Origin of the sequence: Brevundimonas sediminis (assembly GCF_048799765.1) — a bacterium.
Taxonomy (GTDB): domain Bacteria; phylum Pseudomonadota; class Alphaproteobacteria; order Caulobacterales; family Caulobacteraceae; genus Brevundimonas.
In genome coordinates this window covers 74,152-88,825 of sequence record NZ_JBLYQK010000007.1, presented here as the reverse complement: position 1 = coordinate 88,825, position 14,674 = coordinate 74,152, and the positions used below count along the sequence as shown (strand labels likewise).

The 14,674-nt window shown below is 68.4% G+C and carries 18 protein-coding genes and 2 tRNA genes; 14 read left to right on the top strand and 6 right to left on the bottom strand.

Going from position 1 to position 14,674, the window contains the following annotated elements; all coding sequences use genetic code 11:
* Positions 1-270 precede the first annotated feature (270 nt).
* On the top strand, positions 271-2,457 hold the full coding sequence (locus ACLQ7T_RS06370) for a S9 family peptidase (protein ID WP_420478664.1): 2,187 nt from the start codon (positions 271-273) through the stop codon (positions 2,455-2,457).
* A gap of 19 nt (positions 2,458-2,476) precedes the next feature.
* On the opposite strand, the gene ACLQ7T_RS06365 is transcribed toward ACLQ7T_RS06370, so the two are convergent.
* Positions 2,477-2,941 carry a DUF1036 domain-containing protein gene (locus ACLQ7T_RS06365; RefSeq protein ID WP_420478663.1) on the bottom strand — a complete coding sequence of 155 codons (465 nt, stop codon included), beginning with the start codon at positions 2,939-2,941 and terminating at the stop codon, positions 2,477-2,479.
* Positions 2,942-3,031: 90 nt separating this feature from the next.
* On the opposite strand from ACLQ7T_RS06365, the gene ACLQ7T_RS06360 reads away from it, so the two are divergent.
* From ACLQ7T_RS06360 to ACLQ7T_RS06350, 3 genes are all read left to right on the top strand, one after another.
* The gene (locus tag ACLQ7T_RS06360; RefSeq protein ID WP_420478662.1) at positions 3,032-3,571 is read left to right on the top strand and encodes a GNAT family N-acetyltransferase; all 540 of its coding nucleotides are present in this window, start codon (positions 3,032-3,034) and stop codon (positions 3,569-3,571) included.
* Between the two features lie 41 nt (positions 3,572-3,612).
* A complete protein-coding gene (locus tag ACLQ7T_RS06355) occupies positions 3,613-3,948 on the top strand; it encodes a hypothetical protein (protein WP_420478661.1) in 336 nt (111 codons plus the stop codon).
* A gap of 66 nt (positions 3,949-4,014) precedes the next feature.
* Positions 4,015-5,382, top strand: a complete 1,368-nt coding sequence (locus tag ACLQ7T_RS06350; RefSeq protein WP_420478660.1) for a hypothetical protein — start codon at positions 4,015-4,017, stop codon at positions 5,380-5,382.
* A gap of 194 nt (positions 5,383-5,576) precedes the next feature.
* Here the strand turns inward: ACLQ7T_RS06350 and ACLQ7T_RS06345 are convergent, their stop codons facing one another.
* Positions 5,577-6,032, bottom strand: coding sequence for a response regulator (locus ACLQ7T_RS06345; RefSeq protein WP_420471962.1), 456 nt, complete (start codon positions 6,030-6,032; stop codon positions 5,577-5,579).
* Positions 6,033-6,167: 135 nt separating this feature from the next.
* Here ACLQ7T_RS06345 and ACLQ7T_RS06340 point away from each other — a divergent pair, with 135 nt between their 5' ends.
* Positions 6,168-6,770 (top strand): sensor histidine kinase, encoded by a 603-nt coding sequence (locus ACLQ7T_RS06340; RefSeq protein WP_420478659.1) that lies wholly within the window; start codon positions 6,168-6,170, stop codon positions 6,768-6,770.
* Here the strand turns inward: ACLQ7T_RS06340 and ybiA are convergent.
* The gene (gene ybiA, locus ACLQ7T_RS06335; protein ID WP_420478658.1) at positions 6,767-7,315 is read right to left on the bottom strand and encodes a riboflavin biosynthesis intermediates N-glycosidase; all 549 of its coding nucleotides are present in this window, start codon (positions 7,313-7,315) and stop codon (positions 6,767-6,769) included. The genes ACLQ7T_RS06340 and ybiA overlap by 4 nt on opposite strands.
* Positions 7,316-7,426: 111 nt before the next feature.
* Positions 7,427-7,500: transfer RNA gene (locus ACLQ7T_RS06330), tRNA-Gln, on the bottom strand.
* A 219-nt stretch (positions 7,501-7,719) separates the two neighbouring features.
* Here ACLQ7T_RS06330 and ACLQ7T_RS06325 point away from each other — a divergent pair.
* Positions 7,720-7,796: transfer RNA gene (locus ACLQ7T_RS06325), tRNA-Pro, on the top strand.
* 69 nt (positions 7,797-7,865) lie between these two features.
* Here the strand turns inward: ACLQ7T_RS06325 and ilvC are convergent.
* Positions 7,866-8,882: a ketol-acid reductoisomerase gene (gene ilvC / locus ACLQ7T_RS06320; protein WP_420478657.1), complete on the bottom strand. Its 1,017-nt coding sequence runs from the start codon at positions 8,880-8,882 to the stop codon at positions 7,866-7,868.
* On the opposite strand from ilvC, the gene ACLQ7T_RS06315 reads away from it, so the two are divergent.
* The 8 genes from ACLQ7T_RS06315 to ACLQ7T_RS06280 all read left to right on the top strand — a co-directional run bounded on the left by ACLQ7T_RS06315 (position 8,881) and on the right by ACLQ7T_RS06280 (position 13,541).
* Positions 8,881-9,423 (top strand): DUF924 family protein, encoded by a 543-nt coding sequence (locus tag ACLQ7T_RS06315; protein ID WP_420478656.1) that lies wholly within the window; start codon positions 8,881-8,883, stop codon positions 9,421-9,423. The genes ilvC and ACLQ7T_RS06315 overlap by 2 nt on opposite strands.
* A gap of 229 nt (positions 9,424-9,652) precedes the next feature.
* Entirely contained in the window at positions 9,653-10,183 is a 531-nt protein-coding gene (locus ACLQ7T_RS06310; protein ID WP_420478655.1) for a hypothetical protein, read from the top strand.
* The gene (locus ACLQ7T_RS06305) at positions 10,183-10,746 is read left to right on the top strand and encodes a hypothetical protein (RefSeq protein ID WP_420478654.1); all 564 of its coding nucleotides are present in this window, start codon (positions 10,183-10,185) and stop codon (positions 10,744-10,746) included. The genes ACLQ7T_RS06310 and ACLQ7T_RS06305 overlap by 1 nt, the downstream gene beginning before the upstream one ends.
* A 189-nt stretch (positions 10,747-10,935) precedes the next feature.
* Positions 10,936-11,781, top strand: coding sequence for a thymidylate synthase (locus tag ACLQ7T_RS06300; protein ID WP_420478653.1), 846 nt, complete (start codon positions 10,936-10,938; stop codon positions 11,779-11,781).
* On the top strand, positions 11,781-12,131 hold the full coding sequence (locus ACLQ7T_RS06295; protein ID WP_420478652.1) for a nucleoside triphosphate pyrophosphohydrolase family protein: 351 nt from the start codon (positions 11,781-11,783) through the stop codon (positions 12,129-12,131). Before ACLQ7T_RS06300 ends, ACLQ7T_RS06295 begins: the two co-directional genes overlap by 1 nt.
* On the top strand, positions 12,088-12,537 hold the full coding sequence (locus tag ACLQ7T_RS06290) for a hypothetical protein (RefSeq protein ID WP_420478651.1): 450 nt from the start codon (positions 12,088-12,090) through the stop codon (positions 12,535-12,537). The genes ACLQ7T_RS06295 and ACLQ7T_RS06290 overlap by 44 nt, the downstream gene beginning before the upstream one ends.
* Before the next feature lie 78 nt (positions 12,538-12,615).
* On the top strand, positions 12,616-13,143 hold the full coding sequence (locus ACLQ7T_RS06285; protein WP_420478650.1) for a dihydrofolate reductase: 528 nt from the start codon (positions 12,616-12,618) through the stop codon (positions 13,141-13,143).
* Positions 13,143-13,541, top strand: a complete 399-nt coding sequence (locus ACLQ7T_RS06280; RefSeq protein ID WP_420478649.1) for a hypothetical protein — start codon at positions 13,143-13,145, stop codon at positions 13,539-13,541. Before ACLQ7T_RS06285 ends, ACLQ7T_RS06280 begins: the two co-directional genes overlap by 1 nt.
* A 12-nt stretch (positions 13,542-13,553) precedes the next feature.
* Here the strand turns inward: ACLQ7T_RS06280 and ACLQ7T_RS06275 are convergent, their stop codons facing one another.
* On the bottom strand, positions 13,554-14,651 hold the full coding sequence (locus ACLQ7T_RS06275; RefSeq protein WP_420471973.1) for an NADH:flavin oxidoreductase: 1,098 nt from the start codon (positions 14,649-14,651) through the stop codon (positions 13,554-13,556).
* Positions 14,652-14,674 lie beyond the last annotated feature (23 nt).

Genomic DNA, 14,674 nt, shown 5'->3' with positions numbered 1-14,674 from the left:
TCACCTCTCCGTTCGCCCTCAAGCGAATGGAGAGGACAGATCGACGCGTCCAGCGTCGATCAGGTGAGGGCGGCTCTGTGTCGGCAGGAGACGCCTCGAACGCCGGTGTCGGCGGCTAACCACTTACCGCCTGCGCCGCCCCCTCCTGATCGGCGAAGACGCCGATCTGTCCTCCCCATCGCCTTGAATGGGCGATGGGGAGGTGAGCGTTCAGCCGTTGACCCTCTCCGCGACCACGCCCAAGGTCCGCCGTCCAACGGGGAGCCTGTCATGAATCGCCGCGACCTTATCGCCACCTCCGCCGCCGCACTCGCCGCGACGGCCCTCCCCGCCATGGCCAATTCCAAGACCCCCGCCGGAGCCTCGATGTCCAACGCGCCCGTCCCGCCCGTCGCCAAGAAGATCCCCGTCACCATTGAACAGCTCGGCCGCACGCGGACCGACGACTATCAGTGGATGAAGGACGACAACTGGCAGCAGGTCCTGCGCGATCCGTCGATCATCAAGGCCGACGTCAAGGAGCATCTGGACGCCGAGAACGCCTATCGCGAGGCCATGATGCGCTCGACCGAGCCGCTCCAGCTTGAGCTGTTCGAGGAGATGAAGGGTCGCATCAAGGAGGACGACAGCTCCGTCCCCCTGCCCGACGGCCCGTGGGAGTATTACACCCGCTTCGAGACCGGCCAGCAGCACCCGCTCTACTGCCGCCGCCCCAAGGGTCAGGCCAACGGCGAGGTCGTCCTGCTCGACGCCAACCAGCTGGCCGAGGGCAAGGCCTACTCCTCGGTCGGCGCCACCGAACACAGCCGTGACCACAGCCTGTTCGCCTACGCCGAGGACGCCCAGGGCTCCGAGGTCTACCGCATCTACGTCACCGACATCGCCACCGGCGCCTTCATCGGTGAGACGATCGACAGCGCCATGGGCGACTTCGTCTTCTCGGCGGACGCCCAATGGATCTTCTGGATCAACCGCGACGACAACGGCCGGTCGGACAAGATCCTGAAGCGCCTCGTCCGCGGCGGCGAGATCACCACCGTGTACGAGGAGCCGGACGACGGCATGTACATGGGGCTGGGGACCAGCGCCGACGACAAGTTCATCCTCATCACCAGCGGCAACGGCGAGCAGACCGAATACCGCTTCGTCCCCGCCGACCAGCCCGAGGCGACCCCGGTCGTCATCGAGCCGCGCCGCGAGGCGGTGCGCTATGACGCCGACCACTGGGGTGACCGCTGGGTCATCCGCACGGACGCCGACGGCGCCGTGGACTTCAAGATCGTCACCGCCCCGACCGACGCCCCGGGCCGCGCCCATTGGACCGATCTGGTGCCCTTCACCGAAGGCCGCCTGATCGAGAGCATCTCGCCCTTCGCCGACCATCTGGCCCGGGTCGAGCGCTATGACGCCAACACCCGGATCGTCATCCGCACCCGCGCGGGCGAGGAGCACGCCATCGCCGTGGACGAGCCCGCCTATGTGCTGGGCCTCAGCGGGACCTACGAATACGACTCGCCGATGACGCGGTATGTCTACACCTCGCCGTCCACACCCGCGCAGACCTTCGACTACAACATGGCCACCCGCGAGCGGACCCTGCGCAAGACGCAGGAGGTCCCGTCGGGCCACAACATCGACGACTATGTGGTCGAGCGGCTGAACGCTCCGGCCTCCGACGGTGCGCTGGTCCCCGTCACCATCCTGCGCCGCAAATCGACGCCGGTGGACGGCTCGGCCCCGGTCCTGCTGTACGGCTACGGCTCCTACGGCATCCCCATGGGCGCGGGCTTCAACACCAACCGCCTGTCGCTGGTGGATCGCGGCTTCATCTACGCCATCGCCCACATCCGGGGCGGCTCGGACAAGGGCTGGGGCTGGTTCCTGGCCGCGCGCCGGATGACGAAGAAGAACACCTTCACCGACTTCATCGCCGCCGCCGAGCATCTGATCGAGAAGAACTACGCCCGCGCCGGCAACATCGTCACCCACGGCGGGTCCGCCGGCGGCCTGCTGATGGGCGCGATCAACAACATGCGCCCCGACCTCTGGGCCGGGGTCATCGGCGACGTGCCCTTCGTGGACGTGATCAACACCATGTCGGACGTCAGCCTGCCGCTGACCCCGGGCGAATGGCCCGAGTGGGGCGACCCGATCACCGATCCCGAGGCGTACGACTACATGTATTCGTACAGCCCCTATGACCAGGTCGAGGCCAAGGCCTATCCAGCGGTGCTGGCCACCGGCGGCCTGTCCGACCCGCGCGTCACCTACTGGGAGCCGGAAAAGTGGGTCGCCAAACTGCGTCCGGCCACCACCTCGGGCAAGCCGGTCCTGCTGAAGATCAACATGACCGCCGGCCACTTCAGCTCATCGGGCCGTTTCGACTATCTGAAGGACATCGCGATCGTCTACGCCTTCGCCATCTGGGCCATCCGGAAGGGCTGGGAGCAGGCCTGAGCCCGCTCCCCCTCGGCCCCTACGGATTGAGGGTCCAGGTCCAGGCGCCGGCTTCGTCGGCGTGAAACGCCGTGAAGTTCCGGACGTCCTGCCCGTAGTCGCACTCGCTCGCGCCGGTCGAATAGAAGGTGTAGGGGCCCGGGTACTCGACGCAGAGCGTGTGGCTGCCCTGCCAGCTCCGTCCCGACCCGTCTGTGGCGTCGGCGTAGAAGTAGAAATTCGCGTTGCCCGTGGTGACGAGGTCGCGGCAGGCGCCGTTGGCGACGTCATACCAGCCGCGATTGATGAACTGGCTCTCGCCGGGCTGGACATAGGAGACCGCCACGGTGGCGTCGCGTCCGCTGCGGTTGCAGACCTTCAGGTCGATAGTGGCCTGGCCGTAGCTCCCGGCCACGTTCTTGTCCGAACGCGTCTGGGCGTTGACACTCACCGGCAGGGCCGAGAGGGCGAGGACAAGACCGGCGATGAGAGGGATCGGCTTCATGTCAGGCTCCGGGATCGATCTGGACCTTGAAACTAGAGGACAGAACCGCGTTCTGTCACTGACCAATTCTGACGATGGCGAATGAAAACAATGGCTCCCCTGCTCAGAGACACCACAGAGGCCGACCTCGGGACCATCACCGCCCTTTATGCGGATGAGGTTCTGCACCGGACGGCGACCTTCGAGCTTGATCCCCCGGACGAGGCTGAAATGGCGTCCCGGCTGGCCGGAGTCCGCAAGCTGGACCTGCCGTGGCTGACGGCCGAGCTCGACGGCCGGGTCGTCGGCTATGCCTATCTGTCGCCCTTCCGGCTGCGCCCGGCCTATCGCTACTGCGTCGAGCTGTCGGTCTATGTCGCGCCGGACGCCCAGGGCCGGGGCGTGGGCCGGGCCCTCATGGCCGCCCTGATCGACCGCGCCCGCGCCATGGGCCTGCGCCATCTGATCGGCGCCATCGGCGACAGCGCCAACACGGGCTCGATCGCCCTGCACCGCTCCGCCGGCTTCCGTGAGGCGGGCGTCTGGCGCGAAACCGGCTGGAAGTTCGATCGCTGGATCGACGTGGTTCTGATGCAGCTGGACCTCACGCCCGACGGCGCGCCGCCGGTCACGGACGGGCTGCGGCTCTGAGACCGTTGCGAGCGGGGTCCGGAAGGCCTAGGTCTGCGTCCATGGCCCTCCTGCGGACCCTGCTGATGCTGTGCGGCGCCCTCGCGGTGCTGACCCTCGGCGCCCTGCCCGCTGCGGCGGCCGGGCCCGCGGCGCCGCCCTGCCATGAGGCGCCGGCCCGCGCCAGGAGCGGTTCCGTGCACCATGGCGAGGCTCCCTCCGGAGCGCCCGCCAAGGCGATCAAGGTCATGGCCTGCTGCGTCATGTGCGTCACCGCCCCGCTCCCGGCGCCGGTCGAGGCCGCCCGCGCCGCTGCGGCGCCGGACCTGAGTCCCCTTCCCGTGGCCCGTCTGATCGGCCAGGCCCCGACGCCCGAGCACGGTCCTCCCCGCGCCTGATCCCGAGCCCTCTCGCACGCGCCGGACCCCCGGCGCCGGATCAGACACGCACTCAAGGAGCCGTTCATGGCCCGCCTTCTCGCCCCCCTCGCCGGGGCCTCCCTGCTCGCGCTCGCCCTTCCGGCAGCGGCCCAGCAGCACGACCACCACCCGGCCTCCGCGCCGCAACAGCAGCCTTCCGCCGCCGCCCCCCACGCCGGTCACGCCATGTCCGGGATGAACCCCGCCGCTCCTGACGGGCCGGAGATGGATCACTCCGGCCACGCCATGACCGGCAATCTCGGCCCCTGGCCGATGACCCGCGAAGCCTCCGGCACCGCCTGGCAGCCTGATGCCTCACAGCACGGCGGCGTGCACAGCCGCCTCGGCGACTGGAGCCTGATGAGCCACCTCCAGCTCAACCTGGTTTACGACCGTCAGAACGGCCCGCGCGGCGACGACAAGACCTTCGTCAGCGGCATGGTCATGAGTTCGGCGCGCCGCGACTTCGCCGACGGCTCAACCCTGAACCTGCGCGCCATGCTCAGCCCCGACCCCTTCATGGGCAAGGACGGCTATCCGCTGCTGCTCGCGGCGGGCGAGACCGCCGATGGCGTCAACCCGCTGGTCGATCGCCAGCATCCGCACGAGCTGGTGATGGAGCTGTCGGCCAGCTACGCCAGACCGCTGACCGACAAGGACACGGTCTTCGCCTACATCGGCTACCCCGGCGAACCCGCCTTCGGACCGCCCGCCTTCATGCACCGCATGAGCGCCATGGACAGTCCCGAGGCGCCGATCACCCACCACTGGCTGGATTCGACCCACATCGTCTTCGGCGTCGCCACCCTCGGCTGGGCCCACGACCGGGTGAAGCTGGAGGCCTCGTCCTTCACCGGGCGCGAGCCGGATCAGAACCGCTACGACTTCGATCCGCCCGAGTTCGACAGCTGGGCTGTCCGCGGGACCTGGAACCCGACCGACAACTGGTCCTTCCAGGCCTCGTACGCCGACGTCACCGGCCCCGAACAACTCGAACCGGACGAGAACGACCGCAAGCTCTCGGTCAGCGCCATCCACACCCGCCGGATCGGCGCCGAGGGCTGGTGGTCCACGACCGTCGCCTGGGGCCGCAAGATCAACGATCACGACGAGAGCAAGGACGGCTGGCTGCTGGAGGGCGCGATCAGCCCGGACGACCGCTGGACCGTCTTCGCCCGCGCCGAGCGGATCGAGACGGATGAGCTGGTCCCCGGCCTCGGCGGCGGCCACGGCGACCTCCATACGGTGGCGAAGGCCTCGGTCGGGGCGGTCCACGACTGGCGGCTGGCCGACAATGTCCGCTTCGGCCTCGGCGCCCTGTACAGCGTCAACCAGGTTCCCGGCGCGCTCGAACCGCTCTACGGCGGCGACCCTGACGGCGGCATGATCTTCATGCGTCTGAAGGTGCAGTAGCGGGCAGACACGCCGTCAGGGGACACGTCGCGTCTTCCCTGACGGCGGCTGGGAAGTGATTGGCGGTTGGTGACTAGTGGTTCGATGCCGCTTGCGCAGTGCGTCGTTGGCGGGCGCCGGCCCCGAAGCCGCCCCCCACTAATCACCAATCACTTCGCCGGCTCCGCTCCCACCAGCCTCGCACGGTTCATCCGTCAGTGCGGCGCGATGTCGTCCGGCGGCGTCATCAGCCAGGGGGCCAGACGGAAGCGTCGCGGCGGCGTGCCGACCGTGCGGTGCAGGATGAACTGCCGGGCGAACTGGACCACCGCCCGCAGGGTCTGCTCGTCGAACGGCTTGGACACCGCGCCCAGGGCGCCGGCGAAGCCGTCCGGGATCTGTTCGGGATTGGCGGTCAGGAAGACCACCGCCGCGCCGTGGTCCGCCACGAGCTTCTGCGCGATCTGCGGCCCGGTCATGCCGTCCAGCAGGTTGACGTCGATCAGGGCCAGATCCGGGCGCTCGCGCTCCGCAATGGCGAAGGCCCCCGCCTTGTCCATGGCGCAGCCGACGACGTCGCAGCCGGATTCGCCCAGCACGAGCTCCAGCTCCATCGCCAGCAAGGCCTGGTCTTCCACGATCATGACCCGAAGGTCCGGCAGGTCGGACACGCGACTTCCCCCACACACACGCTAACCAGACGCATTTACACTGTTGTGTCCGCCAGCGGACATGCGAACGCATGATTGGCTATTTGGTTCTGCGTGAGCTAGGAATTCCCGGCCTTTTCAACCCTCGGGGGACAGATGACCGCGGCTGCGGAAGACCGGATCGTCGAACTGCAGACCCGCCTTCTGGGGGGCTACCAGTTGCTTCAGACGCTGGTGGGGATTCGCCTGCGCAGCGTGACCGATCCCGAAAGCCTGCGCCACCTGACCTGGCTCAGCGACGTCACCGCGTCCATGGAGTTGATCAGCCGCCGGATGACCGCCGGCGGGCCGCTCGATTTCGCCGGCTATCTGGACGATGTCGCCGCCTTCTGGAGCCGCGCCTGTGCGGGCCGGCCCGTCCGCATCGAGGTGCGGGGCCAGACCACCCTGATGCCGGACAGCCATCTGCTGCCGATGGCGATCATCACCCATGAGCTGATCTCCAACGCCTGCCGCCACGCCTTCCCCGACGACCGCCGCGGCGCCATCGCCGTCGCCTTCTCGCGCGCGGTCGGCGGCGTCAGCCTGGTGGTCCGCGATTCAGGCATCGGCGCCGAGACCATCCAGCCGGGCGAAGGCCTGTCGCTGGTGCAGGGGCTGGTCGACCACCTCGGCGGCTCCATGAGCCTCGAAACCGCCCCCGGCGCCGGCGTCGGCGTCCGCATCCGCCTGCCGCTGGAAACCGCCCGGACGCACTAGGCGGCCAAAGCCGTCCGGACGCGCATCAAGGCTTCGCCCAGCCAGTTGCTCCCCTGCCAGTTGGCGGGATCAACGATTCGAGGATCGTCCCACGCCAGCCCGACGCCCCAGACCGGGTCGTAGTGCGCCCCCTCGACCAGAATCAGATCCTCGGTCGCCAGCAGGTATTTGCGCAGGTTCTCCGCCTGACCGAATTTGGCGAGGTTGCCGGTGAAGACGATCTCACGGGCGTTCGCGTCCCAGACGCCGGCGTCGAATCCCTTCACCAGCCGCCCCAGCGCCTTGTGCGCCTTCGGCGCCTCGCGCCAGTCGCGCTTCTGCCCGACCGCCATGATCCGTTCGAGCATCTCCGCATCCGCGAACAGGGCCGCCTTCCCGGCCATCATGAACTGCTCCGCGCAGTTGAACTTGCGCGGCGTCCCCTCACCGGGCAGCACGGCCTCGAACGCGGCGGGATGCCACTGACTGAAAGGCCCGTTCAGAAAGAAGAAGTGCGTCGCCGTTCGCGAGGTCTTCAGCGACGGATTGAGCTCAACGAAGGTCATGCCCGTGCATAGCCGGGCTTCACCGCCCCGGTCACCCCCGGCGCGCGCAAGCGACCGCTCACGCGATCGGCATGCGGGACAGATCAGGATGTTCTGAAGGCCGGAAGCGGATGGCTGGGGAACTAGGACTCGAACCTAGAATGACGGTACCAAAAACCGGAGTGTTACCATTACACCATTCCCCAGCAGGTCCGGCGTCGCCCCGCCCTGCGGCGAGGAGGCGGTCAGATACGCCGGGGCGAAGCGGGACGCAAGAGGCTTTTCGCAGCTTCTTTCATCTCCGTTTTCGGAGAGCTTTCGGGCGAGCGGCGGTCGCCGATCACCGGGTCGCAAACTATTTACCGGAAGGCGTTTTCTCCGCTTGCGGGCGCAAAAACGCGTCGCTATAAGCCCCCTCCTCAAGTCGGAGTGTGGCTCAGCCTGGTAGAGCACTGCGTTCGGGACGCAGGGGTCGGAGGTTCGAATCCTCTCACTCCGACCATTCTTTCCAAGGGTTTCCCGAGACCCTGGAAACAAGCGAAAGAGCCTCCTTCGGGAGGCTCTTTTCGTTTCAGCCCCCCGCTTTGGACGCCACCGCCGCCAGATGCGCGCCGACGCTTTCGATGGTGCGTTCGCCCAGGGCCTTGCGGCGGGCCAGCAGCTCCGGGGAGCCGGCGTCATGGTCGGTCATGAGCTTCTTCACGAAGGCGCCGGACTGCACCTCGTCCAGCACCTGATCCATCGCCGCCTTTGAGGCGTCGCCGATAATGCGCGGCCCGGTCAGATAGGCGCCGTACTCGGCCGTGTTGGAGATTCGCCCGAACGCCCCGGCGATTCCCTTCTCGAACATCAGGTCGGTGACCAGCTTCAGCTCATAGAAGCACTCGAACCACGCCACCTCGGGCGGATAGCCGGCGTTAACCAGCGTCATGAAGGCCCCGTCGACCAGTTCGGCCACGCCGCCGCACAGGACCACCTGCTCGCCGAACAGGTCGCTTTCGCACTCGTCCCTCATCGTGGTCTCGAGAATGCCCTTGCGGCCGCAACCCAGCGCCGCCGCATAGGAAAGGCCCAGGGCATGGGCGCCGCCGGTGAAGTCCTGCTGCACCCCGAACAGGCAGAAGACCCCCTCCCCGGCCTCATACAGGTCGCGGATGCGCGGCCCGATTCCCTTGGGCGAGGCCAGAATCACATCCAGGTCCGCGCGCGGCTTCACCAGCTCGAACCGCACCGACAGGCCATGGGCGAAGATCAGGGCCGCGCCCGGCCGGATGTTGGGCTCCAGCTCGTCGCGCCACAGATCGCGGTGCGCCTCGTCCGAGACCATGACGGCGACCACATCCGCCCCCGCCGTCGCCTCACCCGCGGTCAGAACGGTGAAGCCGTCCGCCTCGGCCTTCGCCCGCGTCGCCGAAGTCGCCTTCAGCCCGATGACGATGTCGGTCACCCCCGAGTCGCGCAGGTTCAGCGCATGGGTCCGCCCCTGACTGCCGTAACCGATCACGGCCACGCGCTTGCCGCGGATGATCGAAAGGTCGCAGTCGGCGTCGTGGTAGGCGGGAAGCGGATTGGGTAGGGTCTGGGTCATGAGCACAGACCTACAGCCTTCCGACGTCATCGGCTTCTGGAAAGAGGCCGGCCCCGGCAAGTGGTTCGCCAAGGATGACGCCTTCGACGACGTCTTCCGCCAGCGCTTCGCCCACGGCCACATGATGGCGGCGCGGCGTGAGCTGGATCACTGGGCCGAGACGCCGGAGGGATCGCTGGCCCTGCTGATCCTGCTGGACCAGTTCCCGCGCAACTGCTTCCGCGGCACGGCGCACCAGTTCGCCACCGACCCGCTGGCCCGCCATTTCGCCGAACAGGCGGTGGCGCGCGGCCATCATCTGGCGTTCGAGACCGACCTGCGGAACTTCCTCCTGCTGCCGTTCGAGCATTCCGAGCGGCTGGAGGACCAGGACCGCTATCTGGCCCTGATCGGCGATGACGCGGACCTGCAGAAATGGGGTCACATCCACCGCGACATCATCGTCAGGTTCGGCCGCTTCCCGCACCGCAACGCCTGTCTGGGACGCGAGACGACGGCCGAGGAGCAGGCGTTTCTGGAGGGCGGCGGATTCGGCGGATAGGTGATGATCCGCCCCCGGACAATCGCCGACGCAACAAACCACCTGAAGATGTATTTTCGCCAAGTACCCCCATATTGGAACGGCCACGGTTGTGAGCTAAGCGGGTAGCAGCCTGTTTTTCGGCTGCTTTTTCGCCCCGGGGGGATCTGTGAAGTCCAATCTTGTCCGCCACGCCGTTCGCGGCCTGGCTCTTTTGACGTGCGCCGTCGTCCTGACGGGCTGTCTCTCGATGAAATCCTATGTCGACCCCGCGCTGCCGATGGTGGGCCGCGCCGACATCGCCGCGCCGGCCACCGCGCGCCCGGTCCAGGTTGCGGTCGAGTTCCGCACCAAGGGCGCCATCAACGCCGCCGCGACCTCTGAAATCCAGCCGCGGATCATCGCGGTCGCCGCCGAGTCGGGCCTGTTCTCGTCCGTCTCGCGCGACGCCGCCGGCCCTGACGCCGGCCTGCTGACCGTCGTGATCGACAACAGGCCGCTGGAAGGCGAGAACGCGGAGGCCGAAGGCTTCGGCGTCGGCCTCACCCTCGGCGCCGTGGGCAGCATGGTGACCGACGTCTACGTCGCCCAGGTCACCTACAGCCGCGCCGGCCAGACCACCTCGGTGGACGTGCGCCATGCCCTGCACACCACGATCGGCAACAAGTCCGGCCCGGCCGGCCTGACGGCCGTGACGCCCATCGACGGCGTCCACCAGATCATGGACCAGATCATCTGGAACGGTCTGGACCAGCTGGCCGACAAGGGAGCGTTCAACTGATGCGCCGCCTGATCCGCAGCGCCGCCGTCCTGGCGGTCATGTCCACCCTCGCCGCCTGCGTCAGCACGCCGGCGCCGACCTATCAGCCCAGCATCGCCAATCTGCAGTCCCTGCGCTCGGGCACGGCGATGATCGGCGTCGACGCCTTCACCGCGAACGAAGGCGTCAGCAATCGCAGCTTCGTCCTGCGCGGCAGCACCATGAGCGGCTCCGGCGTCGACGGCACGTTCAGCACCTATCTGCAGGAAGCGCTGGAAGCCGAACTCCGCAACGCCGGGCGCTTCGGCGACGCGGCGGCCCTGCGTCTGTCCGGGACCCTGACCACTAACCGGCTCAACGCCGCCGGCATCAGCACCGGCGACGGCGCGGTCGGCGCCCGCTTCGTGCTGACCCGCGACGGCCAGGTGGTCTACGACAAGGAGCTCACCGGCGAACACCAGTGGCCGTCGTCGTTCATCGGCGCGGTGGCCATCCCCGCGGCGGTGCAGGGCTATCCGGCCACCGTGGAGAAGCTGATCAGCCTGCTGTTCGCGGATCCCGACTTCATCGCGGCGACCCGCTGACCCGGCCGGGCGGGGGTTCGCCCCCGCCCGCGCCAACCCGGGACGCCCCGGATCTGACCGGACCGAGACCCCTGACGCCGATCGGCGGTGCGGCGCCTGATCCGGACCGGGCCCTGCGCCGACCACGTTCCTGTGAGCAACCGAATCGATGGTCTGCCCTTGGAGGCGAATCGGCGACACTGTGTCCCCATGAGCGCCGCCTTTGACCTGATCGACGTACCCGCCGCCCCGGCCGATCACCCGGAGCACCAGTACCTCAACCTGCTGCGCGACATCCTCGAGAACGGCGCGCGCCGGGACGACCGCACCGGCACCGGGACGCTGGGCGTGTTCGGCCGCCAGATGCGGTTCGACCTGTCCAAGGGCTTCCCGGTCCTGACCACCAAGAAGCTGCACCTGCGTTCGATTATCGTCGAACTGCTGTGGTTCCTGCGCGGCGAGACCAATATCGGCTGGCTGAAGGAAAACGGCGTAAGCATCTGGGACGAATGGGCCAACGCCGAGGGCGAGCTGGGCCCGGTCTACGGCAAGCAATGGCGTTCGTGGTCCGCCCCGGACGGCCGCGTCATCGACCAGATCGAAAAGCTGGTCCACGGGCTGAAGACCAACCCCAACGGCCGCCGCCACATCGTCAGCGCCTGGAACCCGGCGGACGTGGACGACATGGCCCTGCCGCCCTGCCACTGCCTGTTCCAGTTCTTCGTGGCTGACGGCAAGCTCAGCTGCCAGCTGTACCAGCGCTCGGCCGACGTCTTCCTGGGCGTGCCGTTCAACATCGCCAGCTATGCCCTGCTGACGATGATGATGGCCCAGGTCTGCGGGCTGGAGCCGGGCGAGTTCGTGCACACCTTCGGCGACGCCCACCTGTACCTGAACCACATCGAACAGGCGCAACTGCAGCTGACCCGCGAACCCCTGCCCCTGCCGACCATGACCCTCACGCCGAAGGACGACCTGTTCGCCTACCGGCTGGAGGACTTCGTGCTTGATGGGTACCAGCCCTGGCCGCACATCAAGGCGCCGGTCGCGGTCTGATGGACCTCAAGGCCCTGCAGGACTCCGTCCTGCAAATCTCCGACATCTACGCCCGCGAGCACGGCATCGACCGGGACAAGGCCGCGTCCGGCGACTGGGCCCTGCTGAAGGTGCAGGAGGAGCTGGGCGAACTGGTCGCCGAGCATCTGCGCACCACCGGCCGGGCGCGCGGGACGGCGGATCACGACAAGCTGGGCGACGAGGCGGCCGACGTGCTGGGCATGTTGCTCATCTATTGTCAGGCCGCGGGGGTGGACATCGAGCAGGCGATGCAGCGCAAATGGCTGCACTGGCTGGAGAAACCCCGTGATCCTGACACTGCTCGCCGCCCTGGTTCTGCAAACCCCTGAGCCGCCGGACGCCGCGGCCGCGACTCTGGACCTGTCCGAGAAGTGCCTGGCCGTCATGACCGGCCGGGCCGAAGCCCCCGCCGCCGCGTGGGATCGCATAGCCCTTGCGGACGGGCGCGAGGCGACGATCACCATCGGCCGCAACGGTTGCAGCCTGGGCATCGACAACTGGCGCGATGACGGCGGGGCCTTCGCCACGGCGGTTCGCGACAGCCTTGAGGCCGGGCGCAGGCGCTGGACCGTCAGCCAGTGGCGCGAGCCGCGGGCCAGCGAGTCCGGACCGTCGCTGTGGAGCGCGATGGTCATTCCCGACATCCGCCGCCACAGCGCCTTCTACATCCAGATCGTTGAACCCGGCCACGGCGCGCCGGAGCGTATGGAGGTCTCCTTCGGCATCGCGCCCTGACCGCTTGAACCTCACCCCCTGAATCGCGCAAACAGCCGTGGAAAGAGCGCGGAGCCGACCGCGCACGCGAGGTCCCTTGTGCCCCTTCCCTCCCTCTGCCTCGTCGTCGCCCGCGGCTCCAACGGCGTGATCGGACGCGACGGCGACCTGCCCTGGCGGCTGCGCAGCGACCTGCAGCGCTTCAAGGCCATCACCATCGGCAAGCCCTGCATCATGGGCCGCAAGACCTGGGAGAGCCTGCCGCTCAAACCCTTGCCCGGCCGGCTGAACGTCGTCGTCACCCGCGACGAGGGCTATGGCCAGGACGGCGAGGCCAGGGGGGCGCTGGTCGTCACCAATCTGGATGAGGCGATCGAGATCGCCCGCGAACAGGCGGAAGAGGACGGGGTGGACGAGGTTTGCGTGATCGGCGGCGCGGCCCTGTTCGAGGCGGTGCTGCCGCGCGCGAAGCGGCTCTACATCACCGAGGTGGACGCCGCGCCCGACGGTGACGTGCACTTCCCCGAATTTGACGCCGACCGCTGGACGGAAGTCTCGTCCGAGGCGCATCCTGCCGGGGAGAAGGACGACCACGCCTTCACCTTCCGGACGCTGGAGAGACGCTGATGCCGACGCGCCGTCTGATCGCCGTGACGGCCGCGACCTGCGTCGTCGCCGGCCCCGCCCTGGCCGAGCTGCCGCCCTACGTCTATGAGCGCGCCCGCGCCGAGGCCACGGATGTGGTGGTGTTCGATGTCAGCCATGTGCAGATGATGGCCCCGGGCGTTCTGGAGGGCGAATGCCGGATCGAAGGCCGGATCGCCTCGGTCGAGAGGGGCGACCTGCCCGCCGGACTGGAGCTGATCCTGTCGGTGCCCTGCGTCGACGAGGCCTGGACTCCGCGCCCCGGCCCCTTCCCCGGTTATAGGGAAACCGCCCTGGCCCGCGCGATGCAGGTCAAGGTCTGGATCAGGGACGGGCAGCCCGTCCTGCGGGGGCTCGACGTCACCGCCGAGCGCCCCTGAACCCGACGCGCCCTAGCTGAGCGTCTGCATCGCCTCGCGGGTGAAGTCCTGCAGTTCGTCGTGACGGCCATCGCGGACCTTCTCGACCCAGTACGGGTCGGCCAGCAGGGCGCGGCCGACGGCGACCAGATCGAACTCCTCACGCTCCAGTCGCGCGATCAGGCCGTCCAGCGAGGCGGGCTTGGACCCCGCGCCGCCGAAGGCCGCGATGAACTCCCCGTCCAGTCCCACCGAGCCGACGGTGATGGTCGGCAGGCCGGTGACCTTCTTGGTCCAGCCGGCGAAATTGAGGTCCGAGCCCTCGAACTCCGGCTCCCAGAACCGGCGCTGCGAGCAGTGGAAGACGTCCACTCCCGCCTCGGCCAGCGGCGACAGCCACTGCTCCAGCTCTTCCGGCGAGTGGGCGTTCTTGGCGTCATAGGCGCCGCTCTTCCACTGCGAGAGGCGCAGGATCAGCGGCAGGTCGGGGCCGATGCCCTCGCGCACCGCCTTCACCACCTCGGCGCCGAAGCGGGCGCGCTCGCCGATGGTGGCGCCGCCCCATTTGTCGGTGCGGACGTTCAGGACGTTCCAGAAGAACTGGTCGATCAGATAGCTGTGCGCGCCGTGGATCTCGACGGCGTCGAAGCCGATCTCCTTCGCCGCGCGGGCCGAACGGCCGAAGGCGGCGATGGTGTCGGCGATGTCCTCCTCGGTCATGGCCTCGTATTTCTGACGGCCCAGACCGGCCAGGCCCGAGGGGCTGTCGACCTTGCCCAGCGGCTGCCAGTCCTCGCCCTGCCCGCGGGCCGAGCCGACGTGCCAGATCTGCGGCGCGATCAGGCCGCCGGCGGCGTGGACCTCGTCCACCACCTTCCGCCACTCCGGCAGGGCCTCGCCATGGAAGACCGGGACGGCGGCGTCATTGCGGGCCGCCGGACGCTCGACCACCGTGCCCTCGGTGACGATCAGGCCCACGCCCCCTTCCGCGCGGCGACGGTAGTAGCCGGGCACGCCTTCGGACGGGATGCCGTTCGGAGAGAAGGACCGCGTCATCGGCGCCATGACGATGCGGTTCGGCAGGGTCAGCCCCTTGATGGTGAAGGGACGGAACAGGGCGTCGACGGACATGGAAGGCTCTCGATAGCGACTGG

What these genes read in the sequence shown, in the direction of transcription:
- ACLQ7T_RS06370 (WP_420478664.1), top strand. Translation starts at nt 271, where the DNA reads ATGAATCGCCGCGACCTTATCGCCACCTCCGCCGCCGCACTCGCCGCG.
- ACLQ7T_RS06365 (WP_420478663.1), bottom strand. Translation starts at nt 2,941, where the DNA reads ATGAAGCCGATCCCTCTCATCGCCGGTCTTGTCCTCGCCCTCTCGGCC.
- ACLQ7T_RS06360 (WP_420478662.1), top strand. Translation starts at nt 3,032, where the DNA reads ATGGCTCCCCTGCTCAGAGACACCACAGAGGCCGACCTCGGGACCATC.
- ACLQ7T_RS06355 (WP_420478661.1), top strand. Translation starts at nt 3,613, where the DNA reads ATGGCCCTCCTGCGGACCCTGCTGATGCTGTGCGGCGCCCTCGCGGTG.
- ACLQ7T_RS06350 (WP_420478660.1), top strand. Translation starts at nt 4,015, where the DNA reads ATGGCCCGCCTTCTCGCCCCCCTCGCCGGGGCCTCCCTGCTCGCGCTC.
- ACLQ7T_RS06340 (WP_420478659.1), top strand. Translation starts at nt 6,168, where the DNA reads ATGACCGCGGCTGCGGAAGACCGGATCGTCGAACTGCAGACCCGCCTT.
- ybiA (WP_420478658.1), bottom strand. Translation starts at nt 7,315, where the DNA reads ATGACCTTCGTTGAGCTCAATCCGTCGCTGAAGACCTCGCGAACGGCG.
- ACLQ7T_RS06315 (WP_420478656.1), top strand. Translation starts at nt 8,881, where the DNA reads ATGAGCACAGACCTACAGCCTTCCGACGTCATCGGCTTCTGGAAAGAG.
- ilvC (WP_420478657.1), bottom strand. Translation starts at nt 8,882, where the DNA reads ATGACCCAGACCCTACCCAATCCGCTTCCCGCCTACCACGACGCCGAC.
- ACLQ7T_RS06310 (WP_420478655.1), top strand. Translation starts at nt 9,653, where the DNA reads ATGAAATCCTATGTCGACCCCGCGCTGCCGATGGTGGGCCGCGCCGAC.
- ACLQ7T_RS06305 (WP_420478654.1), top strand. Translation starts at nt 10,183, where the DNA reads ATGCGCCGCCTGATCCGCAGCGCCGCCGTCCTGGCGGTCATGTCCACC.
- ACLQ7T_RS06300 (WP_420478653.1), top strand. Translation starts at nt 10,936, where the DNA reads ATGAGCGCCGCCTTTGACCTGATCGACGTACCCGCCGCCCCGGCCGAT.
- ACLQ7T_RS06295 (WP_420478652.1), top strand. Translation starts at nt 11,781, where the DNA reads ATGGACCTCAAGGCCCTGCAGGACTCCGTCCTGCAAATCTCCGACATC.
- ACLQ7T_RS06280 (WP_420478649.1), top strand. Translation starts at nt 13,143, where the DNA reads ATGCCGACGCGCCGTCTGATCGCCGTGACGGCCGCGACCTGCGTCGTC.
- ACLQ7T_RS06275 (WP_420471973.1), bottom strand. Translation starts at nt 14,651, where the DNA reads ATGTCCGTCGACGCCCTGTTCCGTCCCTTCACCATCAAGGGGCTGACC.